Genomic DNA, 24,594 nt, shown 5'->3' with positions numbered 1-24,594 from the left:
TAAAAACAATGCTTGTTAAATATAAATGTCTGTAACCATTAATACTTGTGATTATTCCATCTTTCCTTTAAAAACAATGCTTGTTAAATATAAATCTTATCAATTATCTTTTATAATTACCATATCAAATACTTTAAAAACAATGCTTGTTAAATATAAATCAATGTCAGGCTTATTATTTTTTCCCATTTTCATACCTTTAAAAACAATGCTTGTTAAATATAAATTCAGGACTTCCGTATCGTGATGTATCAAAATTTACTCCTTTAAAAACAATGCTTGTTAAATATAAATCCTTTCATTGTTTCAATTTCTGATGATATTGTCTGCTTTAAAAACAATGCTTGTTAAATATAAATCACTACATCAAACAGCATATAATATCCAGTATTTGGCTTTAAAAACAATGCTTGTTAAATATAAATATACTGGTCAATTTATAAAGAAATCTTTTTCTAATGCCTTTAAAAACAATGCTTGTTAAATATAAATTTTACCATAGTTTCTAAAGCATTTACACCTTTATCCTTTAAAAACAATGCTTGTTAAATATAAATTATTATGTTTATGGGGGCTGGGTTTAATTCTTTAAACTTTAAAAACAATGCTTGTTAAATATAAATATAAAATAGTATTATAAGATTTCTAGCAGGATACCACTTTAAAAACAATGCTTGTTAAATATAAATTTAAACACAACAAATTGTGTAACATCTAGTTCAAAGTCTTTAAAAACAATGCTTGTTAAATATAAATCCATTGATGAATTAAGTACCCTAATTACTTAAAAGACTTTAAAAACAATGCTTGTTAAATATAAATATTAAATCATAGAGTGCATTATTTTAAAGAATTATCCTTTAAAAACAATGCTTGTTAAATATAAATACTCCAAGGCTATGGAATATTCTATAAAATTAAAGACTTTAAAAACAATGCTTGTTAAATATAAATTTATAAGCATCTTCTAAGTAAGTTTCTGCAACTGCCTTTAAAAACAATGCTTGTTAAATATAAATAATTGCCAAACTTTTATGGAAATTTCTATTAAAGTTCTTTAAAAACAATGCTTGTTAAATATAAATTATTACTTTTGCACTAAGTATTGATAAATAAACTAACTTTAAAAACAATGCTTGTTAAATATAAATGAATTTGAGAGAATGTATAAATTGTTGTATGGAATTCTTTAAAAACAATGCTTGTTAAATATAAATATATCTTCATAACCTTCTAATTCATATTCTTTACCCTTTAAAAACAATGCTTGTTAAATATAAATACTGGTATATCTTTTATAAAACTAAAGGAGTTTGTACTTTAAAAACAATGCTTGTTAAATATAAATATTAAGATATTTTAGTAAACCTCGAAAAAGTTGGACCTTTAAAAACAATGCTTGTTAAATATAAATATGGATTGTTATAATGGAGTTAATTAAAGAAGGATACTTTAAAAACAATGCTTGTTAAATATAAATTTCTAAACGTAAAGGAGTAGCAACAATGGAAGCTAACTTTAAAAACAATGCTTGTTAAATATAAATTCATATTCATTTTCATTTTCATATTCACCCGTTACACTTTAAAAACAATGCTTGTTAAATATAAATAACAATATCAGTAATATTAGCTATAAAACATTAGACTTTAAAAACAATGCTTGTTAAATATAAATACTAGTAAAATAGCCATTCTAAAAATCGAAGACCTCTACTAAAACCATAGATAATCTCATTTATTATTTTTTTTACCAGCCAATTACAAAATTTTTATCTTTGTAACTATAATATCCCTTTAGACCAGTAAAGTCAAGGGGTGGGGATGGTTTAGTTAGTAAAATCGCCTGGTAAATAATATTTTGTGAGTTGATTGTTCCTATGTGTGTTGTATATCTTGTTAAGGTATAAATAGTGTTTTTATATTATTTGTGTTTTTCTAGCAATTGTATGAATCTTGCTAGAGTAACTTCACAAAGTTCAGAAGAACTGTTGTATTTGAATATATCTTTTGATAAATGTATAGGAGACACTAATAGTGTATCCTATACATTAGTGTCCTAATGTTTTCTTTAGATATATATTATTTCTTGTTTAAAAAACTCTATTAAAGTTTGGGTAAACACCAAACCATTTTATAACTCCCCAAAACTGTTTCTTGAAACAACTTAGTGGCTTAGCGCTTGAATAGACTGGAAAGCGCCTATTATTTTTTTATTAGACTCTGTTAGATAATATTGTTGATATAAATAGCCTATAAGGTATAAATCTTAAAAATGGTACGCAATACTATTACCTGGTTAACAATTGGTCCACAGCCAACAGATACAACTACATTAATTCCTTTTCTTAAGAGTATGGAAGAAAGTCTAAATTTTAAATATTTAAAAATAGTTGCTGATGCTGGATATGAAAGTGAAGAAAACTATTCATTTATTGAAGAAAATAATCAAGTAGCATTTATTAAAACTGCAAATTATGAAATATCACAAACAAGAAAATATAAAAATGATATCGGCAAAATTGAAAATATGATCTACGATGAAGATAATGATTTTTATATATGTAAAAATAATAAACAGCTAAAAGTAGATAGTATAAAAATTAGAAAATCAAAAACTGGATATCAAAGTGAAAAAACTGTTTATATCTGCGAAGATTGTAATAATTGCTTTTTTAAATCTAAATGTATCAAAGGTAATAATTCTAAAACTCCATTAGAACAAAGAGTTAAAAGGTTTGAAACATTAAAGAAGTTTAACAAACAAAGAAAAGAATGTTTAGATAGAATAACATCAAAAGAGTGATGTCAACTTAGAATGAATAGAAGCATCCAACCAGAAGGTTCCTTTGCTCAAATAAAGCATGATATGAATTTTAAAAGATTTATGTGTCGTGGCAAAAATAATGTATTATCAGAAAGTGTACTTCTTGCAAAAGCACATAATATAAATAAGTTACATAACAAAATTCAAGGAAACCGAACTTGTAAGCATTTATTTCCATTAAAAAAAGCATAAATATATAAAAAAAGCCTTTTTCAGTAGGCTTATTAAAGTGTGCCTATTTTTATAAATTTCATATTTATAAAAATAATCTTCTAAAAATTACATAAAAGGGAGCTATCTCTAACAGATTTCAATCCGCTAATGCGACAGCCCCCTTTATTAGCAAGTAGTTTTTTTGGAAAAATTATTTAATTCATCGATAAAAACTTGAATTGCCTTTGACATAGTAATGTTTTTTGGTGTTATATAAGAGAAATATCTGTTATATTCATCATTAAAGTTATTAATACAGATTTCTCCATTTGCAACAGCTTCTTCAGTAACTAGACTTGATGTAAGAGTGATTCCAAGGTTGTTTTTTACAGCTTCTTTAATAGCGTAGTTACTACCTAAAACTAATATTTTATTAGGAATTATCTTATTGCTTTCTAAGAACATATTGAAATATTCCCTAGTACCTGAACCATCCTCTCTTACAACCCATAAATGATTATTTAGCTCTTCAAAGGACTGGATATTTGTAAGTTCACTATTATTAGGATTAAAGGCTAAGACCAATTGATCCTTTAGGAAATATTCTTGATTAAAGCTTCCGGTGGAAGGAGTTCCTTCTATAAGTCCAATATCAAGAGTTAAGTCTTTTAAATGTGAACATATTAATGAAGTGTTTTCAATAATAATTTCCACATCTATGTCAGGGTATTTTTTTGAAAAAAGTGAAAGGAATTTAGGAAGAAAATATTCTCCTATGGTAAGACTTGCACCTACCTTTAAAGTACCTTTTAAGGAGTTATTATTATCTTTAACTTCTATATATGTAATATCAAGTAAATTTATTATTTCTTTTGCTTTTTCATATAATTTATATCCATTTTCTGTGATACATATGTTTTTTTGTTTAACAGAACGATTTATTAATGTAACATCAAAGGAGCTTTCTAAGTTTTTTATATGGGTACTAACGCTTGGTTGTGATAAGTTTAAGTATTCACCAGCTCTAGTAAAATTTTTATGTTCTACTACGGCAATGAAAGTTTTTAATTCTTCTAGCATAAGATTCTCCCTTCAAAGTGATAATGAAAGTAAAATATAAGTTTATTATTAAAAATATTAATGATAATTATTTTTAATATTTATTTTACTTATGAATATAATATATGAAGATTATACTATACAAGTAATATTTAAGGAAATAGTACTCTTTATTACTTGTGTATTATTTTCAATTAATATATCCTTATTTCAATATAAAAATGGTATAATTTTACATATAGAATATTATAGATGGATGGTGAGGATATATGAGAGTAGACATTAATAAGTTTATAGGATTTTGTGGATGTGGTAAGGAACATAAAATTATGGTGAAGGATATAATAATTGAAAGTGAAGCTATTAAAAAGCTTTCAATGATTATGGAAAAAGAGGGATTTAAAAACATAACAATAATATGTGATGAAAATACTTATGCTGCAGCAGGGGAAGAAATTAAAGAAATTATTCCAAAAGGAAAGTTTATAAATTTAAAGTCTGAAAATCTTCATGCCAATGAAATAGCAGTACAAAAGGTATATGAGTGCTTATCGGTAGAAAATGATGTTTTAATAGCATTAGGTTCAGGAACTATTCATGATATAACTAGATATGTGGCATATAATAAAGATATCCCTTTTATATCTGTTCCTACAGCAGCAAGTGTAGATGGATTTGTATCTACAGTAGCTGCTATGACTTGGAGAGGTGATAAAAAAACATTTACTGCAGTATCACCTATTTATGTAGTAGCAGATACAGATATATTTAAAGAAGCACCATATAGGCTTACTGCATCAGGGGTATCGGATTTAATAGGAAAATATACAGCTTTAGTAGACTGGAAAATTTCAAGTATAGTAATTGGGGAGTATATTTGTAATAAAGTATGCAATATGGAAATAGATGCAGTAAATAAACTTTGTGAATGTGTAGATGATTTAGTTCTTGGTAAGTTGGAGGCTTATGAACAATTGATGTATGCTTTAATTTTATCAGGACTTGCAATGCAGATAATAGGAAATTCAAGACCAGCTTCAGGAGCAGAGCATCATATGTCTCACTTATGGGAAATGGAAGTTATTAATAAACATTTAGATGCATATCATGGTGAAAAAGTATCAGTAGGTTTAATATTGGTAATGGAAGAATATAAGAAAATAAAAAAATCCATTGAAAATGGTAGATGTAGAGTCAAAAAATATTATGGTTTGGAAGAGGATATGCTAAAGGAAGTATTTAAGAGTAGAGAAATGTATGATTCTATTATGAAAGAAAATACACCAGATCCTTTATTAAATGTAAATAAAGTTATCTTACAAAATAGATTAGAAAGTATTGCTGAAATATTAGAAAAACTTCCTACCTTAGACTTTGTAAAGGATACATTAAAGAGAGCAAAAGCTGTTACAACATTAGAAGAGATAGGGTTGTCTAATGATGTAAAGCAAAATAGCATTAGAGTATCACCATATGTGAGAAATAGACTTACTCTTATGAGAATTTCAAAAATGTTAGAATATTAAAAATATTAGAAATGCTGTAGAAATATAGCATTTCTTATTTACAATAAATTAATATAGTTATAATAAAATATTGTGTATTATTTAGGTCTATTATATAATATTAAGTAAAATAACGAAAAATAAGTTTAAGGAGAAGATAATGGTAATTATAGCGGTTTTTTGTGGGGTTTTATCTATTTTGATAAGCTGTATAGCTGTTTATCAATCAGAACACTTTAACAAGTTATCAAGAGAATTAAATAAAGATACAAAACTAATGATTGATTGCAATGAGAAATCCATAAATAATTTACATAGCACACTTGATGAAGTAATAAATAAAGAAGAAACAAAATTAGAGGCTAAAGAAGAAGTTACATTTATAAAAAATGAAATGGTATTAATAAAGATGAATAATTATAATTTAGAAAATAAATTTAATATATTACATAGCATAATGTATTTAAGTAATATATTAGCATCAAAATCAATATCTGATTTAGATATGTGGCTTGATAATGATGAGCAAAAAGTTATTTTAAAATTGTCAAAGGATATTAACCGAGAGGATTATAAAAATATTGAGATAAGTTTAGAACAATTAGAAAAGTATGGAATATGGGTAAGTTTAAATGTAGATTTATATAGAGATATAAAAGAAAAAATAGAAATAAGTTAAAAACTAATGAGTGGGGGAATAAAATGGAGATTTTAACTATTATATTTAGTGGTATATCAATAATCATAAGCTTATATGCTTTGTATCAATCAGAATTATTTAATATAGAAACTAAAGAGATAAACAGTGAAACTAGAAAAATGATTGCTTCAAATGAAAAATCAATAAGTAATTTACATATTTCCTTAAGAGAGGTTATGGAGAAGGATTTAGTGAGATTAAAAACTGATGGATTAAGTATTATTAAACTTCAAAGTTATAGTAGTTCATATAGTAAAATTGTTATGAGGGAAATTAGTAAATTATACAAGGTTTTAGAAACGGTTAAGATAAATGAAATAGATAGTTGGTTAAATTCAGAAAAGGAGTCTATAGAAGTAGCTCTAAATAAAGAATTAACAAGAGCTGATTATAATGATATGGAAACTGTTTTTGAAAATGTAAGGAAGTATGGTATATGGATTACTGTGAATATTGCCGGTTATAATAATATGGAATGTGCTGGATAAATTGAATATAATTTATAAAAGGAGCTAGCATAGCTCCTTTTATTTTTATGGTGTCAAATATTTCTTTGATAATTCAGTAAGAATTTGAATATGGACTTCTTCATCTAGAATTATCCTATCAATAATTGAAATTATGTTGGAATCATCTATTTTTTTCTGAGTACTAATATATTGTTTAATAGCTACCTTTTCATCTTTAATATCGTAATTTATCATTTCGGTTACATTTAAGCCATAATTAATAAAATGAGGACTCCAGTTTAATTTTTTATCTTTTTTGTTAATCCAGTAGCCAGGGTTTCCACCTAGTTTTATTATTAGCTTTCCTAATATTTCTAAATGATACATTTCTACTATTGCAATATGTTCTAATGTTTTTGAAATTTCAGGGTATTGATTTTCTGTTCTGAAGTGATGATTTATATATTGAGATATGGCAGAAAATTCAGATACAGCACCAGCAAAGTTAACTTGGATTATTTCGGCATAATGCTTATTTGGCTTTGCAACAACTATTGGAGGATAAGGAAGCTTTGCCTTGCATAAGTTAAGATTATTGTCCATAAAAAAACTCCTAAAAAACAATTATATATATAATATGTTTAAGGAGTGTTAATAATGTCTATACAAGAATAAGTTTTATTTTTAGTAAATGTATTGCTAGAATCTGGTTATATGGTTATTTCAGAAATATTTAAAGTTCCAATAAACAAGGTTTGACTTATTTATAAGTGTTGATTATTATAATAAATAGGAAAATTAAAATTATGTAAAAAAAGGGGTAATATTATGGAAAGAAAAGAAATATTAAAACATATAGATCATACATTATTAAAGGCTGTGGCTACTTGGGAAGATATAAAAGTATTATGTGATGAAGCTATTGAGTATGGAACAGCCTCAGTATGTGTTCCAGCTTGCTATATTTCACGTATTCATAAAACATATGGCAATAAAATTAATATTTGTACAGTAGTAGGCTTTCCTCTAGGATACTCAGTAACAGAAGCAAAAGTTTTAGAAACTAAAAAAGCAATTGAAGATGGTGCTAATGAAATTGATATGGTTATTAATATAAGTGATGTTAAAAATGGAGATTATGATAAAGTAACTAAAGAAATTGCTGACTTAAAGGAAGTTTGTGGAGATAAAATTTTAAAGGTTATTATAGAAACTTGTTATTTAACTGAAGAAGAAAAGATCTCTATGTGCAAAGCTGTTACAGAAGCTGGAGCTGATTATATCAAGACATCAACTGGTTTTGGTACAGCAGGAGCAACAATAGAAGATATAAGATTATTTAAGAAACATATAGGACCAAATGTAAAGATGAAGGCAGCAGGTGGCGTTAAGACTATAGCTGATTTAGAAATGTTTATAAATGAAGGATGTGACAGAATAGGAACAAGTTCTGCTGTTAACATGCTTAAAGGTGAAGAAGTAACAGGATACTAAAAGAATTAATTGAAAATGGATAATTAATTCATCAGGATACAGAATATATAGAAAAAAGAAAAATAAATAAGAAAAGATGCTTCTCTTTAAGTAAGAAGGCATCTTTTCTTATTTAATTAAGATTAATTGTATTAGATGAGATATTGTTCTTTTTTAAAAAATTAGTCATGGTATTATAGCCAGAATTAAAAAGTTTTTCTTTATTTTGATAGGATATATAAAAATCTGTAACAGCAATATCAAAGGTAGGAATATCTATGGTGTGGATATTCTTTAGTGAACTAAAGTAAATAGATTCATTTGTAGTCATACAGGCATCTAGAATATCCATTAAATACTTACTTAAAGGGCATTTTTCTGCATAAGTTATATTTTTATCTTGATTACTTACAAGCTTCAAAGCAAAGGTGGGGTACTTTGTAGTAGTATTATTAAAAAGCCAGATAGGGAGATTACTTATGAGTCCACCATCTACTATGTAGCAGGAACCTTTAGGAGTCTTTAGTTTTTCAGGAATAAATATAAAAGGTAGGCTTATACTCATTTTTACAGCTTTAGATATTTCAAAATTCATTGGATTAATATTATATTTTTTTAAATCTTCAGGAAGAATTAATATTTGTTTTTGTGTTATATCAGTAGCAATAAATCTTAAAAAATTGCTGTTATTAGAAATATCTTTAAAATATTTTTTTCCCTTTGCACTATAAAGCTCTGTAAGCAATTCTTCAATGGCAGAGGTAGAAAAGATGCCTTTAGATTTAAATATGCTTAGGTTTCTTCCTATAAATGGGATAGATGCCAATATGGTTTTATTAATATATAAATTAAAATCTATATCAAATAAGATTTTTTTTACTTCGTAAGCAGAGTAACCTACAGCCATAAGTGAAGTTACTAAGGCACCTACGGAAGTTCCAGAAAAGCAATTGAATGTAAAGCCATAATCTTCTAGAGCACATAAAGCACCTATATGGGCAATTCCACGGACTCCTCCTCCTTGACATACAAGATTAATTTTCATAAATATCACCTAAAAAAATAGTTCTATAAATAGTTTAGCAAGATAAATTAATATTGTGAAATTTTAATTCTACAAAAAGCTTTATGATAATAAGTCAATAATGTTATATTTAAAAGTTATTGTTTAAGAAGTGAATATGATGAAGAATATTGACAAAAAATGTTTGGTATGATAACCTTAAAACAAGTAGTTTTAAAAACTACGTTATTAGGTTTTATATGAATTAAGTAAAATATAGAGGAATGGGGAAATAAGCATGATTAGAATAATATCAGATTCATCATCACTTTATTCAGAAAAAAAAGGTCAAGAAAAGAACATAACAATTGCCTCACTAACAGTACATATAAATGGAAAAAATTATAGAGAATATGAAGACATAGAAACGGAAGAATTTATAAAGATAATAAATGAAGGACATATGCCAACTTCATCTCAACCGTCAATTGGACATGTTGTTGATATATATAATCAGTATAAAGAAGATGAAATAATAAATATTTCAATGGCTGATGGTTTATCTGGTACATATAATTCAGCTTGTGTAGCTAGAGGAATGGTTGAAAATCCAGAGCGTATACATGTAATCAATTCACAAACTTTATGTGGTCCACAAAAATATTTAGTAGATTTAGCAATGGAACTTGTGGAACAAGGAAGACAATGTAAAGAAATAGTTGATGAAATTAATAAGGCATTAAAAGAATCTAAATCATATTTAATTCCACATGATTTTGATTATTTAGTGCGAGGTGGAAGAATATCCTCAATAGTTGGTAAGATAGGAAGTGTAATAAAGCTAGTTCCTGTAATGACAATGTCTGATGATAAGAAATCCTTAGTTAAGTTTACCACAAAGCGAACTTATAAAAAAGCTGTTCAAAAGATAATAGAACAGATGACAGAGGATGGTATAAATTCTGAACATAAGCTGTATATTTATCATGCATTTAATGAAGATGGAGCAGAAGAAGTTAAGAAAATAATATTATCAGCTATACCAGATGCTGATATTGAAGTGGGGTTATTAGGACCAGCTTTTACTACTCAAGGTGGACCAGGATGTATTTCAATACAATATATTAAGAAGCATGATGCTTTAAAATACTCTCTAGTTTAAATAATATAGATATAAATTGCATATAGTATCAAATTGAGATACTTAAAATAGTGTTAAACCCTACAAAGTCACTTAAAATGATTTTGTAGGGTTTAACACTATTCTATGATAAATTGATCTAATATTTTACCTTTAATATTTATGGATGTAATTTTAATATAATCATCGTATGAATCAGCAATTAAATAATGATATTCTGCAATAGGCGCCACTATCACACCTTTTTTACTTTTATATTTATCTCTAAGTTTTTCACCACCACCGCCTGTTATAATTTGATATAGGTCTTTCAAATTATTAGTTTTATTTATAAGACGTCTAGAGTAATTATGCTCATGACCACAAAAAACAGCATCAATATTACATTCTTCTATGGTAAGTAATAAATTATCACGGTCAGCTGCATATAAATCTAAGCAATCTCCTAAATGAGCTCCAGTTGGAAATAGTGGAGAATGTATGAAAAGAAGCTTTTTCTTATTACAATCAGTTGTTATTTCCTTTAGCCAATGAAGAACTCTTTCACTAACTTTCTGAATTTCACCATAGTGAAAGGAGTTTAGAACAATAATTCGTATATTAGAAAAGTCTAAGAAATATATTGTTTTATTATATTCCTTAAGATAATTACTTTCAGGAATCATATTGTCATAAATTGAGGCAAATATCTTTTCAAAGCGATTATCTGTAGGGTTTGTATTAACTTCGTTATCACCAATTACAGGTAAAAGTTGAGTGTTTGGATAATGTTTATTTATTGTGCTGTTAAAATCCTCAAGTTGGAGTTTTAAAATATTAGTGTCTTTTGAACCAGCAATTGAATCACCACAAATTATTATAAAATCAGGTGATGGAGCATATTTTTTAGATGATTTTAATAAGTTGTTTAAAACCTTTTTATTTATACCATTGTCTTTTCCTTTAGTATCACCAAAAATAATAAATTTCATATAAATCTCTCCAAGAATAAGCAGTAAATATTTCAGATATTTATTATATAGTTTTAATTATTTTTACATAATGCAAAGTTAATATTTAAATTCAATAATAATATATGATGTATTTAATTTATTTGTCATAAATATAAATGGCATATGAAAAATTCATATGCCAAATAAAACTAATTGATAAAAAATTAGAAGAATAAGAATAATAGTGGAAGCCAGTATAGGTTATTATTAAATCCCCAATTTCCATAACCATAATTTCCATAACGTCCATTATTGCATTGACAAGGATTATAGCAACAATTGTTATTATTATACATAATTATTACCTCCTAAATATTTATATACTACAGTATATTCAACATATTTTTAAAAGTGTATAGTATTATATTTTTATTTTTTGTGAATAGAATTACTAAACTCTGATTTTAGAAATTTAGGTTATGATGCAAGTCAAACATTTGATAAATAGTAGGTGATTGATAAAGAAGTTTATCTATAAATTAGAAATAAATAGATTAATTTATTTATTCATAGGTATAGAGGGATTTTGAATAAGAATTTCAAATAAAGTATAATTAAAATATAAAAATAAGTACATTTAAAATAGTAGGTGAAAAAAGATGAAGATAGGATTAGTTTTATCAGGTGGAGGCGGAAAAGGAGCATATGAGCTTGGCGTATGGAAAGCATTAAAAGAGCTTAACTTAAATAAGTATATATCAGTTTTTTCAGGAACATCTATCGGAGCTTTTAATGCAGCTTTATTTGCAATGGATGATTTGGAAAAAGCAGAAAATTTATGGGATGAAGTTACTATGGATAAGCTAGTACCAATAAGTAAGAAGGAATTAATAAAAAGAGGAATAGGATTATATTTAGGAAGCAAAAATCCACAGCTTGTAATTAAATTACTCAGTGATAAGTTAGACCATGGTTCAATAAGTAATGAAGGTGCTGTTGAAGTATTAAATAAGTACATTGATTGTAATAAAGTTAATGAAAATAACAAAATATGTTATGCTGCATGTACCAAGATTCCAGAGTGTTCTGTTAAGTATTTCAGAATAAATGATTATGAAGAAAATGAAGCAAGAAAAATGATTTTAGCATCGGCATCACTTCCGTTAATTTATGATAGTACAGAAGTGTTAGGAGATAAATATATTGATGGTGGTATGGTGGATAATACGCCTATACAGCCAGTTTATGATGAGGGATGTGACATAATAATTGTTGTACTGCTTTCCAAGGAAGTAACAATAGATAGGAGTCTTTATCCAGAGGCAAAATTAATAATAATTTCTCCTGAAAGACTTGTGGAAAATACTTTAAATGGAACTTTGAATTTAGATGCAGATGCTAAAAGAATACGGATAAATGAAGGATATAATGATACTATGAACAAGCTTATGCCTATAGTGGAAATGGTAAAGTTTATTAAAGAAAAAGAAGAGGAGAAAGCTAATCCTAGATTATATAAAGCTTATAATTATTCTAAAAAGATAGTGGATAAATTTATATCTAGGTAAATAGATTTTTATAGAAATACATTAATTGATAAATATATTATATAAATTTGTTAAAAATATTAATAAAATATAGGAATAGAAATATGGAGATAAGAAATGAAGGAACTTGTTTGTGAATTATGTAAAAGGTCTGGTGTCCCTAAACTTACAGAACATCACCTTATTCCAAGGGAAGAGGGAGGAAGAGATAAGGAAACTGCATTGCTATGTGAAGACTGTCATAAACAAACTCATGCCTTATATACTAATAAGGAACTTGCCATGAGACTCAATACTTTAGAAAAACTTAAATGTGATTATAAGATTGAAAAATATCTTAAGTATGTAAAAAAGCAATGTCCATCAAAGAAGCTATCCATAAAAAAGTCTAGGGAAGTAAGAAAGAAAAGCAAGAGGTAAAGAATAAATAAAATACTTACAACTTAATTAGTTTAATATACCCATAAATAAGATAATATATCTTATTTATGGGTATATTTAGCTATTATATTTTTGGAAGAGATTCAAAATAACTAAACAACATAATATAGATAAAAATTATGATTTATTAATACTTAAAATAAGAAAAGTCTTGAAAGGGATATATGTAAGTGGTAAAATAAAGAAAGTAACCGGTTGTGTAACCGGTAAAATATAAAACTAGTTAAGTTAACTAGTTTTATAATGTATTAATAATATTAAAACCTGTTGACTCCCTATAGTCTATTGAGGTTTTTACATGAACAGTTTTAAATGGCGTAGAATTATCTTTGATACGTGAAATAATTAATTCAGCTGCTAAATTGCCCATATCATAACTAGGAATAGTAATAGTAGTAAGTTGAGGTACTATAATTTTTGCCTCCAATGAACCATCAAACCCACATACTAAAGTATCTTCAGGAATAGAAATATTAATTGATTTTAAAGCATTTACCAATGATACAGCAATAAAATCATTTGCACAGATAAATGCATCAGGAAGTTTATCTAGTTTCTTAATATTATCTCTAAGCCATGAAGAATCTGAATATGGATTTGAATCATTATCTAATATACATGTGCTTTTATCAAGTTGAATATTATAATCAAGTAATGCTGAGCAGTAGCCTTGCCAACGTTCATAAAAGCTTTGGCAATGATTAGGATCACCTACGAAACTTATATTTTTACAACCATTATTTATTAGGTTTTTAGTTACAGTATAAACACTATTATAATTTTCCATCAGTAGAATATCTGATTCAAGATTAGGACATTCTTTAGTAGTAGGGCAATCGATGAACAGTGTAGGAATTCCTAGCTTACAAATAAAGTTGCTATAATTAGCATCAAACATTTCTATGCAAATAATTGCATCTATTAATTCAGTTTGAAAGTTGCTTGGTAGCTTTCTAGAGAGTAAATCATCTTCTCTAATTATATATATTGATAACTTTATCCCCAAACTACTTATCTTTTTTTCAAATCCAGATAAAAATTTAGAACCAAAGTGTGAAGAGTTTGGCATATTAGTGGTGAAAAGTGCAATTTCTTTATTTTTAAAAGTAATATTTTTATTTTCTTGAGAAAAATTCTTATAGCCCATCTCAAATGCAGTTTGGATTACTTTCATCTTAGTATCTTCAGATATATTTCCAGTATTATTTAGCGCTTTGGAAACAGTGTTTCTTGATATATTTAATTTATCAGCTATATCTTGTGCTGTAATTTTCTTGTTTTGCATTATTTATAACTCCTCATTTTTACAAATTTATAAATTTTTAAAATATTTATAATAAGTATAGCAAACTAACTATAAAAATAAAAGATAAATACATAATTATTGTTACAAAAGTAAAAGAGTATAGTTTACAATATAAAAAGTATATAGTTTACAATGTAAAAATAAAATATTGATAAATATAACAAAAATAGTTGACGATGTAAAATAATGGTGATAATATTAGTTTATAGAGAAATGAAAATGTTTGCAATGGTATAAAGGTAAGCGGAATTGTTTCTAAAATTATAAGAAGGGATGAGATTATATTGAGAGAGCTAAAAAGTGATGTTTTAGTTAGAAATGAAAAAATACAGGGAGAGTTTTTCAGAAGTAAAAAGCAAGATTTAAAAGTAAGTATTTATAAAAAATTAGATTATATGAAAAAAAACTACCAGTTATATTTGTTTTTTACATTACCTCCATTACTGTTGTTAATAATTTTTAAGTATATTCCTATAGGTGGAATACTAATTGCTTTTGAAGACTATAACCCTATCAGTGGAATACTAGGAAGTGAGTGGGTTGGATTAAAACATTTCCAAAGATTTATGTCCTCACCAGATTTTATGACCTTACTGATGAATACTTTAAAATTAAGCGTTTATGGATTGTTATGGGGATTTCCAGTACCAATTATTTTAGCTTTACTTTTAACTAGGGTAAAAAGTGAAAGAATAAAGAAAATAGTGCAATTAATAATTTATGCACCAAACTTTATTTCTGTAATAGTAATATCAGGTATGATTATATTATTTTTATCTCCTGTTGGACCTGTAAATCAATTTTTGGGAACATCAATTAATTTTATGACTAAGCCAGAAGCATTCCGTACTATATATATTGCCAGTGGAATTTGGCAAGGGGCAGGTTGGGCGTCTATTATTTACACCGCAGCTCTTTCTAATTCAAGTAAGGAACTAACAGAAGCTGCTGTCATTGATGGAGCTAATATTTTTCAACAGATTTGGAATGTTGATATTCCAGCTATAAAGCCAATTATGATTATTCAATTTATTTTATCAGTAGGTGGAATAATGAGTATAGGATTTGAAAAAGCACTTGCTTTACAAACAAGTTTAAATATGCCTACATCTGATATATTAGCTACTTATACTTACAGAATGGGGTTACAGTTAGGTGATTATAGTTTCTCTACAGCAGTTGGATTATTTAACTCAGTAATAAATATAATACTACTTATTATGGTGAATGTAACTATAAAGAAAATGAACGAAGATGAAGAAGTAGGCTTATAGGAGGGTAAAATGGTAAAGAAAAGAAAAAGAAATCTTTCAATGTCAGATAAAATTATTTTAAATAGTGGATATATATTGCTAGGAATTTTTCTACTTGCTATTATAATTCCACTTGCATATATAGTTATTGCTTCATTTACAGATCCTACTGTGCTAAGCAGTGAAGGAATAACATTCGATTTTAGCAAATGGTCATTAGATGGATATAAGAGAGTTCTGCAAGATGATATGATTTTAAGAGGATTTTTAAATTCTATTTTTTATTCAATTTCATATGCAGTAATTTCAGTTGCAGTTACACTTATGGCAGCATATCCGTTATCAAAAGATAAGTTTGTGGGTAAGACATTTATAAACACTTTATATGTAATAACTATGTTTTTAGGTGGAGGATTAATCCCAACATATTTATTGATGGATAAATTAAATCTTTTAAACACTATATGGGCTATGTTATTACCAGGAGCCATAAATGTATGGAATATAATGCTTGCAAAAACATATTTTAAGTCACTACCTAAAGAATTAAGAGAAGCTTCATCTATAGATGGAGCAAGTGAAATAAAGCATTTCTTTAAAATAGTGTTACCAGTATGCAAACCAATTATAGCAGTATTGATGTTATACCAATTTGTAGCTCAATGGAATGGATATTTTGATGCAATGATTTATTTAGATGATTCTAAGCTACAGCCACTACAACTAGTAATAAGATCAATATTAATTCAAAATTCACCATCTACAGGAATGATAGCTGATATACAAAATATGGCTGAAATGTCTAAGATGGCCGAATTATTAAAGTATTCAACAATAGTAATTTCAAGTTTACCATTGTTAATTATGTATCCATTTTTCCAAAAATATTTTGATAAAGGTATAATGATGGGCTCAGTAAAAGGCTGATATTATATAAAAGGGAGAGAGTAAAATGAGAAAAAATAAGATAAAAAGAATTTTAAGTATTGTAATGTTAACTGTAGTAACTACATCTTTAAGTGCTTGTGGAAGTAAGAAGGAGGAAAATGTAACTGTACATTCTGATGTATCATTTCCACTAGAGGAAACTGCCACTTTAACTATGCTTACAAGTGCACCAGCAGTATCAGAACAAAATCCTAATAATAGACTTATATTTAAAAGATTACAAGAAAAAACTAATGTAGAAGTAGATTGGACATGCTATCCAGATGATCAATATGGCGATAAAAAAAGTTTAGCATTATCTAAAAAAGATACACTACCTGATGTAGTTTTTAATGCTGGAATGAGTAATTATGATTTACTTCGTTACTCTAAACAAGGCGTAATTATTGCTGTTGAAGATTTGATAGATGAATATATGCCTAATTTAAGCAAGATATTAAATGAAAATCCTGAGTATAGAAAGATGATAACAGCTCCTGATGGACATATATATTCATTCCCTTGGATTGAGGAATTAGGTACTGGAAAAGAAGCTATACAGGCTGTAGGAGATATGCCTTTTATAAATAAAAAATGGCTAGACGAATTAGGGTTAGAAGTACCAACTACAACTGATGAATTAGTTGAAGTGCTAAAAGCTTTTAGGGATAAGAAACCAGAAGGTAGAACAGATGTAATACCTATGACGTTCATTATAAATAATGGAGACCAAGATCCAGGAATATTATTAGGAGCTTTTGGAGAAGGGGACAATAGTGATCATTTTCTTGTAACAAATGATAAAAAGGTTATTTATTCAACTGTACAAGAGGGATATAAAGAAGGTATAAGCTGGCTTCATTCACTTCAAGAAGAAGGACTTATAGATCCAGAAGCATTTACACAAGATTGGGCAACTTATGTATCTAAAGGTAATAATGGAAGATATGGAATGTTCTTTACTTGGGATGCAGCAAATATAGTTACAAATCCAGAAGATTATATTGCATTACCAGCACTAGCAGGACCAAATGGGAACGTTAATGTACCAAGATCAAATGGAGCAGGTATAGACATTGGAAGATGTGTAATAACTACTGCTAATAAGAATTTAGAATTAACAGCAAAATGGATAGATGAATTATATGATCCATTACAATCAGTACAAGATAACTGGGGAACTTACGGAGATGAAGAACATCAAAATGTATTTGAACTAAAAGAAGATGGTTCATTAGCACATTTACCTTTAGGAGATACTTCACCTTGGGAAGTTAGAGTAAATCAAAATGTAGGTGGTCCTTTAGCAGTTCTTAATGAATACTATGGAAATTATACAACATGTCCAGATGATGCCCAAGAAAGGTTAAATATACTCCATGAAACTTATGTAAAAGATATGAAGGCAGAGTATAACTATCCTGTATTACTTATGACTCAAGAAGATATAGAATTGGTTACTCAATATGAAACAGCAGTACGACAATATACTGAAAGAAAAAAAGCTGAATGGATTTTAAATGGAGGCATAGAAAAGGAATGGGATTCTTATCTTGATGAGATGGAAAAATTAGGGCTATCAAAAATGTTGGAAATAAAGCAAAAATATTTAGATGAATATTTTAAATAATAAACATACGCAAGTGGCAGATTGTCACTTGTGTTTACTGAAAAATATTAGAGGAGTGGATTAGGGTAATTATGAGTAGTTCAGTTTTAGAGAAAGCAAGAGATTATGAGAATAGATTTATTGAGAGTATAAAAAGCGAAGAAAGACCAGCTTTTCATATATCAGCACCAATTGGTTGGATTAATGATCCAAATGGATTTTCAATTTTTAATGAAGAATATCATTTGTTTTATCAATATAATCCATATGGTACAGTGTGGGGGCCAATGCATTGGGGGCATAGTAAATCAAAAGATATGATAAAGTGGCAACAGCTACCAGTAGCTATGGCACCAGATAGTAAATATGATATAGATGGATGTTTTTCAGGGAGTGCTATAGAAGATAATAATAAACATATACTTATGTATACTGGAGTAGTTGATAAGAAAAATGAAAATGGTGAGCATTATGTAAGACAAGTTCAATGTATAGCTATTGGTGATGGAGAAAATTATTTTAAGCTAGATAGTAATCCAGTTATAACTGATGAATTATTACCAGAAGGAAGCAGTTTTGAAGATTTTAGGGATCCTAAGATATGGAAAGAAGATGGAGATTTTTATTCAGTTGTTGCTAGTAGAAGTAAAGATGGTAGTGGACAGATATTAATGTTTAAGTCAGAGAATTTAAAAACTTGGGAGTTAGTTACTATCTTAGACAAGAGTGAAAATAAATTAGGTCGTATGTGGGAGTGTCCAGATTTCTTTAATATAGATGGAAAAAATGTACTTGTAATTTCACCACAAGAGGTTAGAGCTACCAAAGATGGATTCCATAATGGGAATAATACTGCATTTTTAATTGGAGAGTATGATAAAGAAAATAAAAAATTTAATAGAGAAAAAACAAAGGTAATAGATTTTGGATTAGATTTTTATGCACCTCAAACATTTGAAGATAAAGATGGTAGACGTATAATGATTGGATGGATGCATTCTTGGGAAAATAGAATTATTCCTAATGAGTTTAAATGGTGTGGAATGATGACAATACCAAGAGAAATTAGAATAAAAGATAATAATGTAATTCAAACGCCAATTAAGGAAATTGAAAATTACTATGGTGATACAGTAAAATATGAAAAAATAACTATAGATAAAGAAGTTTCGCTAGAAGGAATTAACGGAAGAGTACTTGATATGACTTTAGATATCGACGCTTCAAAAGCTGAAGAATTTGAAATCAAATTTGCAAAAAATAATGAGTATGAAACGATAATAAGATATTATTCAAAAAGAAATACAATAGAGTTTGATAGAAGTTATTCAGGAAAATATGGAGATATTCTTCATAAAAGAGAGATGAAGGTTAAAGATAATGATGGTAAGTTAAGAATGAGATTAGTTTTAGATAAATATTCTGCTGAAATATTTGCAAATGATGGAGAACAAGTAATGACTTCAACATTTTATACACCATTGGATGCACAAGATATAACACTTTCATCAAAAGGAAAATCAATACTTAGCATTGAAAAACATAAAATCGACATATAAATTATAAAAATTAATCAAAATATTTAAAGTTATAAAATAGAGTACTAGGAAATGGAGATTAAACTATTATGAAAAAAGTAATTTGTCCTGGAGAGGCGTTAATAGATTTTGTATCAACAGATGTAGGTAAATCATTAGAGAATACAAATGGATTTGTAAAAAAAGCTGGTGGGGCTCCAGCAAATGTAGCATCAGCTATATCTAAATTAGGAGCAGAAGCTTATTTTGCAGGAACTGTAGGAAAGGATGCTTTTGGAGCATTTATAGAAACTACTTTAAAAGCTAATAATATTAATACAAGTTTATTGTTTAAGCTAGAAAATCATAGTACTACATTAGCATTTGTTTCGTTAATGGAAGATGGAGAGAGAGATTTTGAATTCGCAAGGGATGCTGATTCGCTTTTATCAATTGATATGTTTAAGGATAAATTAGAGTGTTTTGATTTATTTCATTTTGGAAGTGCCACAGCATTTCTTGAAGGAGAATTGAAAAAAACATATTATAAATTAAAAGAGTATGCAGTTGAAAATAACAAGTTAATAACATTTGATGCTAATTATAGAGAAAATTTATTTGCTGATAAAAAAGAAGAATTTATTAAATGCTCTGTTGATTTTATAAAGGATAGTTTTATTGTAAAACTAAGTGAGGAAGAAGCATTGTTAATTAGTGGTAAAAATGAAGTTAAAGAAGCTGCCCAGTATATTGTAAAATTAGGTTGTGAAAATTTGATTATAACATTAGGTAAAAAAGGCTCTTTAGTAACAACGAAGAAAACACAAGTATTAGTGCCAACAAAAGAAATGGTAATGATAGATGCTACAGGAGCAGGAGATGCTTTTATGGGAGCTGTCATTGCTCAGATTATAAATAAACCAGATAAAGATATTGTTGAAATTGTTAAACTAGCTAATTTAGTAGGAGGAATAACCACAACTAAAATAGGTGCACTTGAATCAATACCTACTTGGGAAGAAGTTGAAAAGTATAAATAAGGAAATACTGAGATTTAGTTAACTAAATCTCAGTATTTTTTATACGTATAAATATTAAGAAGTTGTATCTCTTTGAATTAATTCAGTGTCTATATTAATATGTTCAATAGTTATAGGCATATTTTTATTTTTAGCATTAATTTGTCTAAGAATTAATTTCATTGAGTCCTCAGCAATTTTAACAATATCTTGCTTAACAGTGGTAATTGGAAGGATAGACTCCATAGAAATTGGTGAATTATCAAATCCTATTATTTCATATTCATCAGGTATATTTTTTTTATTTTTTATTAAAATATTCAATAAAATATTGGCATGAGTGTCATTGCTTAAAAATATACCTTTTTTTCCATTAGGATATTTTTTTTCAATGTCTTCATATATATTATAAATATTATGATAAGCTGTATCAAATGTACTTCCTATTTTAGAAAGATAACATTTATAATTAATGTTATTAGTCTCACAAGCAGTTTTAAACGCTTCAATACGTTTATAAGAAGGAGTGTCTTCCTTTACATCTCCGTTTATATGAATTAACATATCACAATTATTGTTAATTAGTAAATTAGTTGCTTGCAAAGAGCCATAATAATTATCACTATTAACACTTGAAATATACTTGTTTTCTCTTTCAATAGAGACTATAGGAATATTTAATTCACTTAGGGTTTTAGAATCTATAGAATGGCTTAGTATAATTAATCCTTCGATTTGATAAGCTAATAATTCGTTTATATAATTCATTTCTTCATCTCTATTGTTATTTCCAACAAATACTAAAAATTTATACTTGTATTTTGGATAAGTATTAATAAGAGAATCTAAAATTTGAGAATAGTAATGTAAAAATAAATCAGGAATAATAATACCAATCATTTCTGTTTTACCATTAGCTAAACTTCTAGCAACTTTATTTTCTTTGTAGTCTAATTCAACTAAAGCATTTTCAATTTTTTTCTTAGATTCTTCAGTTAAAGAATCAGGATTATTGAAATATCTAGAGATAGTTGTTTTAGAAAAGTTTGTTTTTTTTGCTATATCGTTAAATGTAATTTTTTTCTTCATATGCACCTCACCTAAGTATATTATATCAAAAAAGGATTTCAAATGAAAATAAAATGCTTATAGAACATTAACATGTAATCGATAACATGATAATATTACCTTAAAATAACCGGTTATGTTACCGATTACTAAAACTAGGAGGGAATTATATAGGGAGACCTAAGATACATTTAACAGCACCGAGAAATTGGATTAATGATCCAAATGGATTTATTTATTATAAGGGAGAATATCATTTGTTTTATCAATATTTCCCATATGATAATGAGTCTTTTGAGTCATCACAAGTAAAAATATTTTCTGAAGATAGATATACATTTAATAATTTAGAAGATAAGAAAATAATTATAGAACCGATTATGGATGAAAAGTTAGGACATAGAACTCATACAAGAGATCCAAAAGTATGGAAATATAAAGATAGATATACGTTAATACTTGGGAGTAAGTTTATAGAAAGTGGTAGTGATAAGTTTACTGGAGAAGTTCTATTTTACACTAGTGAGGACGGCGAAAACTGGAGTTATAAAAATAGGTATTATGATGAAAAAATAGGAGATATGTGGGAATGTCCAGATTTATTTGAAGTCGATAATGAATATATATTAATTATGTCTCCGGAACATTTAATAAGTGATGGAAATAATTACACTAATAATACTGTTTACTCAATAGTTGGCTTTGATGAAGAATCCTGTGATATTGAAGATTGATGATGAAGTAAATGATCTTAGATGAGGGATTAGATTTATATGCAGCACAAACAAATATTGATAAATACGGAAATAGGATATTAATTGGATGGATGCGTATGCCTAGCAAGCCTTCTAATGAAGAGTGGATAGGAATGATGACACTACCAAGAAAAATAACAGTTAGGAAAAATCAAGTGTATTTTAGTATACCTGACTATATCGATGATAAGTTTAATAAAAAAATAGATATAGGCAAATTTGATATAAATAATTCATGTAAAATAAATGTTACGTTAAAATCAGGAATTTCAGCTCTATTAGGAATTACTGAGCCAGCCGTATTTGGGGTAAATTTAAAATTAAAGTATCCATTTGTAGGTGCATTAATAGGTTCTGCCGTAGGTTCAGCATATGCTACATTTATGAAAGTATTATCATTATCTCAAGGACCAGCTCTGGGTTACCTGGAGTTATAGTGATTAGACCAAAGTCTATGGTACAATATATGGTAACAATGGTTATTACATTTGTTACAGCAACTGTAGCAACAATTTTGCTATCCACGGTTTTTCAAAAGAAAGAGAATAGCACTAACTAGATAATTTAATAAATATATAAGGCTGTATCAAAAAGTTTATTATTTTTGGTATAGCTTTATTGTTTTGAATAGATAGTTTTAAATATATGTAAGATTGATAAACTAATAATTATATTATACTTGAAATATGTTTTATTAATATATATAATATTGAAGGAATTAGTATGGTGCTTTTAGTTTATAAATATAAATAGGCAAAAGTTAAAAGGGAATGTGATGAAATTTCACAACAGCCCCCACTACTGTGATAGAGGATGAAAGCTAAAATTATAAATTCCATTGAGATATTTTCTTGAGAAGGAGTTTAGTGAGTAAAGAGATTCTTAAGTCAGGAAACCTGCCATAACTTTAATAGTGTTTTTCTTTGGGAGGGAGAGAACAAAAAAGGAGAAAAAAATGAATAAATTATTTAAAAGGTTTGCAGCAATATCTTTATCCACTATGATTGCTTTTGGCTTAATTAGCTGTGGAAATAATGCAGAAAAAAAAGATAATACTGCAAATCAATCATCTCAAGTTGGAGAAGTAGTATATCCAGTAACTATAACAGATTCTTTTGGTAAAGAGGTAACTTTAGATAAGGAACCTAAAAAGATTATTTCTGTAGCACCTAACATAACAGAAATGATATATGAACTTGGAGCAGAAGGCAAACTTGTAGGAAGAACTGATTATTGTGATTATCCAAAAGAAGTAACAAATATTGAATCAATTGGTAATTTAATGACGCCAGATATTGAAAAAATAATAAGCTTAGAACCAGATTTAGTAATTACTTCAACTCATTTTGATAAGGAAAATACAGCTAAACTTGAAGCAGCTGGTATTAAGATTATAGGATTATATGAAGAACATGATGTTGATGGTGTTTACACTATGATGGAAACATTAGGAAAAGCTTTAAATAAACAAGATGAAGCAACTAAGGATGTAGCTGCAATGAAATCTACTATTAAAGAAGTAACTGATGCTGTTAAAGATTTAGAAGAACCTACAGTTTATTATGTAGTAGGATATGGAGAATATGGTGATTTCTCTGCACCAGAAAATACTTTTGCAGGAGAAATTATTAAATTAGCTGGTGGAGATAATATAGTACCAGCACAAGACAATTGGTCATATAGTTTAGAGGCACTTTTAGAAGCAGATCCTGAAATAATCATTATAGGTAATGGTATGAAGGATGGATTTGAGACAGCTGAAGGATATAAGGAGTTAACTGCTGTTAAAGAAGGAAAAGTATACGAAATAGATAATAACTTAATAGACCGTCAAGGCTATAGAAATGCAGAAGGAGTAATGACTTTAGCAAAGATATTCCATCCAGAAGCCTTTCAACAATAGGAGGAGCA

23 protein-coding genes, 1 pseudogene, 1 CRISPR repeat array and 1 riboswitch (1 of these 26 only partly in view) are annotated in these 24,594 nt (G+C 27.5%); of the genes and pseudogenes, 17 read left to right on the top strand and 7 right to left on the bottom strand.

Annotation, left to right across the window (positions count from 1 at the left end; all coding sequences use genetic code 11):
* A CRISPR array of direct repeats spans positions 1-1,677; the repeat unit is 29 nt; unit sequence TTTAAAAACAATGCTTGTTAAATATAAAT; it reaches 1,385 nt to the left of the window's first position.
* Positions 1,678-2,274: 597 nt separating this feature from the next.
* Positions 2,275-3,018 (top strand): annotated as a pseudogene (locus Q5O29_RS11435) (transposase).
* Between the two features lie 147 nt (positions 3,019-3,165).
* Here Q5O29_RS11435 and Q5O29_RS11430 read toward each other — a convergent pair.
* Entirely contained in the window at positions 3,166-4,059 is an 894-nt protein-coding gene (locus tag Q5O29_RS11430) for a LysR family transcriptional regulator (protein ID WP_022213069.1), read from the bottom strand.
* Positions 4,060-4,307: 248 nt separating this feature from the next.
* On the opposite strand from Q5O29_RS11430, the gene Q5O29_RS11425 reads away from it, so the two are divergent.
* From Q5O29_RS11425 to Q5O29_RS11415, 3 genes are all read left to right on the top strand, one after another.
* On the top strand, positions 4,308-5,564 hold the full coding sequence (locus tag Q5O29_RS11425) for a sn-glycerol-1-phosphate dehydrogenase (RefSeq protein WP_022213068.1): 1,257 nt from the start codon (positions 4,308-4,310) through the stop codon (positions 5,562-5,564).
* 139 nt (positions 5,565-5,703) lie between these two features.
* Positions 5,704-6,222, top strand: a complete 519-nt coding sequence (locus Q5O29_RS11420; RefSeq protein ID WP_022213067.1) for a hypothetical protein — start codon at positions 5,704-5,706, stop codon at positions 6,220-6,222.
* 23 nt (positions 6,223-6,245) lie between these two features.
* Positions 6,246-6,731, top strand: a complete 486-nt coding sequence (locus Q5O29_RS11415) for a hypothetical protein (RefSeq protein ID WP_022213066.1) — start codon at positions 6,246-6,248, stop codon at positions 6,729-6,731.
* A 45-nt stretch (positions 6,732-6,776) separates the two neighbouring features.
* On the opposite strand, the gene Q5O29_RS11410 is transcribed toward Q5O29_RS11415, so the two are convergent.
* A complete protein-coding gene (locus Q5O29_RS11410; protein WP_022213065.1) occupies positions 6,777-7,295 on the bottom strand; it encodes a ferritin family protein in 519 nt (172 codons plus the stop codon).
* A gap of 225 nt (positions 7,296-7,520) precedes the next feature.
* Between Q5O29_RS11410 and deoC the strand changes: the two genes are divergently transcribed.
* Positions 7,521-8,186, top strand: a complete 666-nt coding sequence (gene deoC, locus Q5O29_RS11405) for a deoxyribose-phosphate aldolase (RefSeq protein ID WP_022213064.1) — start codon at positions 7,521-7,523, stop codon at positions 8,184-8,186.
* A 112-nt stretch (positions 8,187-8,298) separates the two neighbouring features.
* Here deoC and Q5O29_RS11400 read toward each other — a convergent pair whose 3' ends face one another.
* Complete coding sequence (locus Q5O29_RS11400) at positions 8,299-9,210, bottom strand: patatin-like phospholipase family protein (RefSeq protein WP_022213063.1); 912 nt, start codon at positions 9,208-9,210, stop codon at positions 8,299-8,301.
* A 256-nt stretch (positions 9,211-9,466) separates the two neighbouring features.
* On the opposite strand from Q5O29_RS11400, the gene Q5O29_RS11395 reads away from it, so the two are divergent.
* Positions 9,467-10,330, top strand: a complete 864-nt coding sequence (locus Q5O29_RS11395) for a DegV family protein (RefSeq protein ID WP_022213062.1) — start codon at positions 9,467-9,469, stop codon at positions 10,328-10,330.
* Between the two features lie 98 nt (positions 10,331-10,428).
* Here Q5O29_RS11395 and Q5O29_RS11390 read toward each other — a convergent pair whose 3' ends face one another.
* Together Q5O29_RS11390 and Q5O29_RS11385 are read right to left on the bottom strand one after the other, a co-directional pair.
* Complete coding sequence (locus Q5O29_RS11390) at positions 10,429-11,280, bottom strand: metallophosphoesterase (RefSeq protein ID WP_022213061.1); 852 nt, start codon at positions 11,278-11,280, stop codon at positions 10,429-10,431.
* Between the two features lie 185 nt (positions 11,281-11,465).
* A complete protein-coding gene (locus Q5O29_RS11385) occupies positions 11,466-11,597 on the bottom strand; it encodes a hypothetical protein (protein ID WP_279287093.1) in 132 nt (43 codons plus the stop codon).
* A 303-nt stretch (positions 11,598-11,900) separates the two neighbouring features.
* Between Q5O29_RS11385 and Q5O29_RS11380 the strand changes: the two genes are divergently transcribed.
* Both Q5O29_RS11380 and Q5O29_RS11375 read left to right on the top strand, forming a co-directional pair.
* Positions 11,901-12,809 carry a patatin-like phospholipase family protein gene (locus tag Q5O29_RS11380; protein WP_022213060.1) on the top strand — a complete coding sequence of 303 codons (909 nt, stop codon included), beginning with the start codon at positions 11,901-11,903 and terminating at the stop codon, positions 12,807-12,809.
* Between the two features lie 96 nt (positions 12,810-12,905).
* On the top strand, positions 12,906-13,208 hold the full coding sequence (locus Q5O29_RS11375; RefSeq protein WP_022213059.1) for an HNH endonuclease: 303 nt from the start codon (positions 12,906-12,908) through the stop codon (positions 13,206-13,208).
* Positions 13,209-13,467: 259 nt separating this feature from the next.
* Here Q5O29_RS11375 and Q5O29_RS11370 read toward each other — a convergent pair whose 3' ends face one another.
* Positions 13,468-14,514 carry a LacI family DNA-binding transcriptional regulator gene (locus Q5O29_RS11370; RefSeq protein WP_022213058.1) on the bottom strand — a complete coding sequence of 349 codons (1,047 nt, stop codon included), beginning with the start codon at positions 14,512-14,514 and terminating at the stop codon, positions 13,468-13,470.
* 416 nt (positions 14,515-14,930) lie between these two features.
* Between Q5O29_RS11370 and Q5O29_RS11365 the strand changes: the two genes are divergently transcribed.
* The 5 genes from Q5O29_RS11365 (at position 14,931) to Q5O29_RS11345 (ending at position 20,881) form a co-directional block, all read left to right on the top strand.
* Positions 14,931-15,809 carry a sugar ABC transporter permease gene (locus Q5O29_RS11365; RefSeq protein ID WP_186834621.1) on the top strand — a complete coding sequence of 293 codons (879 nt, stop codon included), beginning with the start codon at positions 14,931-14,933 and terminating at the stop codon, positions 15,807-15,809.
* A gap of 9 nt (positions 15,810-15,818) precedes the next feature.
* Positions 15,819-16,715, top strand: a complete 897-nt coding sequence (locus Q5O29_RS11360; RefSeq protein WP_022166817.1) for a carbohydrate ABC transporter permease — start codon at positions 15,819-15,821, stop codon at positions 16,713-16,715.
* Between the two features lie 25 nt (positions 16,716-16,740).
* Positions 16,741-18,345 carry an extracellular solute-binding protein gene (locus Q5O29_RS11355; RefSeq protein ID WP_022213056.1) on the top strand — a complete coding sequence of 535 codons (1,605 nt, stop codon included), beginning with the start codon at positions 16,741-16,743 and terminating at the stop codon, positions 18,343-18,345.
* Between the two features lie 71 nt (positions 18,346-18,416).
* On the top strand, positions 18,417-19,883 hold the full coding sequence (locus tag Q5O29_RS11350) for a glycoside hydrolase family 32 protein (protein ID WP_022166815.1): 1,467 nt from the start codon (positions 18,417-18,419) through the stop codon (positions 19,881-19,883).
* A 68-nt stretch (positions 19,884-19,951) separates the two neighbouring features.
* Positions 19,952-20,881: a carbohydrate kinase gene (locus tag Q5O29_RS11345; RefSeq protein ID WP_022213055.1), complete on the top strand. Its 930-nt coding sequence runs from the start codon at positions 19,952-19,954 to the stop codon at positions 20,879-20,881.
* Between the two features lie 54 nt (positions 20,882-20,935).
* Here the strand turns inward: Q5O29_RS11345 and Q5O29_RS11340 are convergent, their stop codons facing one another.
* Positions 20,936-21,949, bottom strand: coding sequence for a LacI family DNA-binding transcriptional regulator (locus Q5O29_RS11340; RefSeq protein ID WP_022213054.1), 1,014 nt, complete (start codon positions 21,947-21,949; stop codon positions 20,936-20,938).
* A gap of 149 nt (positions 21,950-22,098) precedes the next feature.
* Between Q5O29_RS11340 and Q5O29_RS11335 the strand changes: the two genes are divergently transcribed.
* The 4 genes from Q5O29_RS11335 to Q5O29_RS11320 all read left to right on the top strand — a co-directional run bounded on the left by Q5O29_RS11335 (position 22,099) and on the right by Q5O29_RS11320 (position 24,586).
* Positions 22,099-22,662, top strand: coding sequence for a glycoside hydrolase family 32 protein (locus Q5O29_RS11335; protein WP_308779184.1), 564 nt, complete (start codon positions 22,099-22,101; stop codon positions 22,660-22,662).
* 11 nt (positions 22,663-22,673) lie between these two features.
* Positions 22,674-23,120 (top strand): sucrose-6-phosphate hydrolase e1, encoded by a 447-nt coding sequence (locus tag Q5O29_RS11330; RefSeq protein WP_022213052.1) that lies wholly within the window; start codon positions 22,674-22,676, stop codon positions 23,118-23,120.
* A complete protein-coding gene (locus Q5O29_RS11325; protein WP_302631145.1) occupies positions 23,120-23,242 on the top strand; it encodes a hypothetical protein in 123 nt (40 codons plus the stop codon). Before Q5O29_RS11330 ends, Q5O29_RS11325 begins: the two co-directional genes overlap by 1 nt.
* A 148-nt stretch (positions 23,243-23,390) precedes the next feature.
* Positions 23,391-23,602: riboswitch (cobalamin riboswitch) on the top strand.
* Between the two features lie 36 nt (positions 23,603-23,638).
* Entirely contained in the window at positions 23,639-24,586 is a 948-nt protein-coding gene (locus tag Q5O29_RS11320) for an ABC transporter substrate-binding protein (RefSeq protein WP_022213051.1), read from the top strand.
* Positions 24,587-24,594 lie beyond the last annotated feature (8 nt).

Origin of the sequence: Clostridium sp. CAG:265, assembly GCF_000436575.1 — a bacterium.
Classification (GTDB): Bacteria; Bacillota; Clostridia; order Clostridiales; family Clostridiaceae; genus Clostridium; species Clostridium lentum.
The sequence above is the reverse complement of the archived record's forward strand: the minus strand, read 5'-3'. Positions and strand labels throughout refer to the sequence as shown.

Bases quoted from the DNA above. Each gene is read 5' to 3' on its own strand.
- Q5O29_RS11350 (WP_022166815.1), top strand. From the start codon at position 18,417: ATGAGTAGTTCAGTTTTAGAGAAAGCAAGAGATTATGAGAATAGATTT.
- Q5O29_RS11340 (WP_022213054.1), bottom strand. From the start codon at position 21,949: ATGAAGAAAAAAATTACATTTAACGATATAGCAAAAAAAACAAACTTT.
- Q5O29_RS11345 (WP_022213055.1), top strand. From the start codon at position 19,952: ATGAAAAAAGTAATTTGTCCTGGAGAGGCGTTAATAGATTTTGTATCA.
- Q5O29_RS11370 (WP_022213058.1), bottom strand. From the start codon at position 14,514: ATGCAAAACAAGAAAATTACAGCACAAGATATAGCTGATAAATTAAAT.
- Q5O29_RS11360 (WP_022166817.1), top strand. From the start codon at position 15,819: ATGGTAAAGAAAAGAAAAAGAAATCTTTCAATGTCAGATAAAATTATT.
- Q5O29_RS11355 (WP_022213056.1), top strand. From the start codon at position 16,741: ATGAGAAAAAATAAGATAAAAAGAATTTTAAGTATTGTAATGTTAACT.
- Q5O29_RS11410 (WP_022213065.1), bottom strand. From the start codon at position 7,295: ATGGACAATAATCTTAACTTATGCAAGGCAAAGCTTCCTTATCCTCCA.
- Q5O29_RS11375 (WP_022213059.1), top strand. From the start codon at position 12,906: ATGAAGGAACTTGTTTGTGAATTATGTAAAAGGTCTGGTGTCCCTAAA.
- Q5O29_RS11320 (WP_022213051.1), top strand. From the start codon at position 23,639: ATGAATAAATTATTTAAAAGGTTTGCAGCAATATCTTTATCCACTATG.
- Q5O29_RS11330 (WP_022213052.1), top strand. From the start codon at position 22,674: ATGATCTTAGATGAGGGATTAGATTTATATGCAGCACAAACAAATATT.
- deoC (WP_022213064.1), top strand. From the start codon at position 7,521: ATGGAAAGAAAAGAAATATTAAAACATATAGATCATACATTATTAAAG.
- Q5O29_RS11385 (WP_279287093.1), bottom strand. From the start codon at position 11,597: ATGTATAATAATAACAATTGTTGCTATAATCCTTGTCAATGCAATAAT.
- Q5O29_RS11425 (WP_022213068.1), top strand. From the start codon at position 4,308: ATGAGAGTAGACATTAATAAGTTTATAGGATTTTGTGGATGTGGTAAG.
- Q5O29_RS11400 (WP_022213063.1), bottom strand. From the start codon at position 9,210: ATGAAAATTAATCTTGTATGTCAAGGAGGAGGAGTCCGTGGAATTGCC.
- Q5O29_RS11365 (WP_186834621.1), top strand. From the start codon at position 14,931: ATGAAAAAAAACTACCAGTTATATTTGTTTTTTACATTACCTCCATTA.
- Q5O29_RS11380 (WP_022213060.1), top strand. From the start codon at position 11,901: ATGAAGATAGGATTAGTTTTATCAGGTGGAGGCGGAAAAGGAGCATAT.
- Q5O29_RS11430 (WP_022213069.1), bottom strand. From the start codon at position 4,059: ATGCTAGAAGAATTAAAAACTTTCATTGCCGTAGTAGAACATAAAAAT.
- Q5O29_RS11395 (WP_022213062.1), top strand. From the start codon at position 9,467: ATGATTAGAATAATATCAGATTCATCATCACTTTATTCAGAAAAAAAA.
- Q5O29_RS11420 (WP_022213067.1), top strand. From the start codon at position 5,704: ATGGTAATTATAGCGGTTTTTTGTGGGGTTTTATCTATTTTGATAAGC.
- Q5O29_RS11390 (WP_022213061.1), bottom strand. From the start codon at position 11,280: ATGAAATTTATTATTTTTGGTGATACTAAAGGAAAAGACAATGGTATA.
- Q5O29_RS11415 (WP_022213066.1), top strand. From the start codon at position 6,246: ATGGAGATTTTAACTATTATATTTAGTGGTATATCAATAATCATAAGC.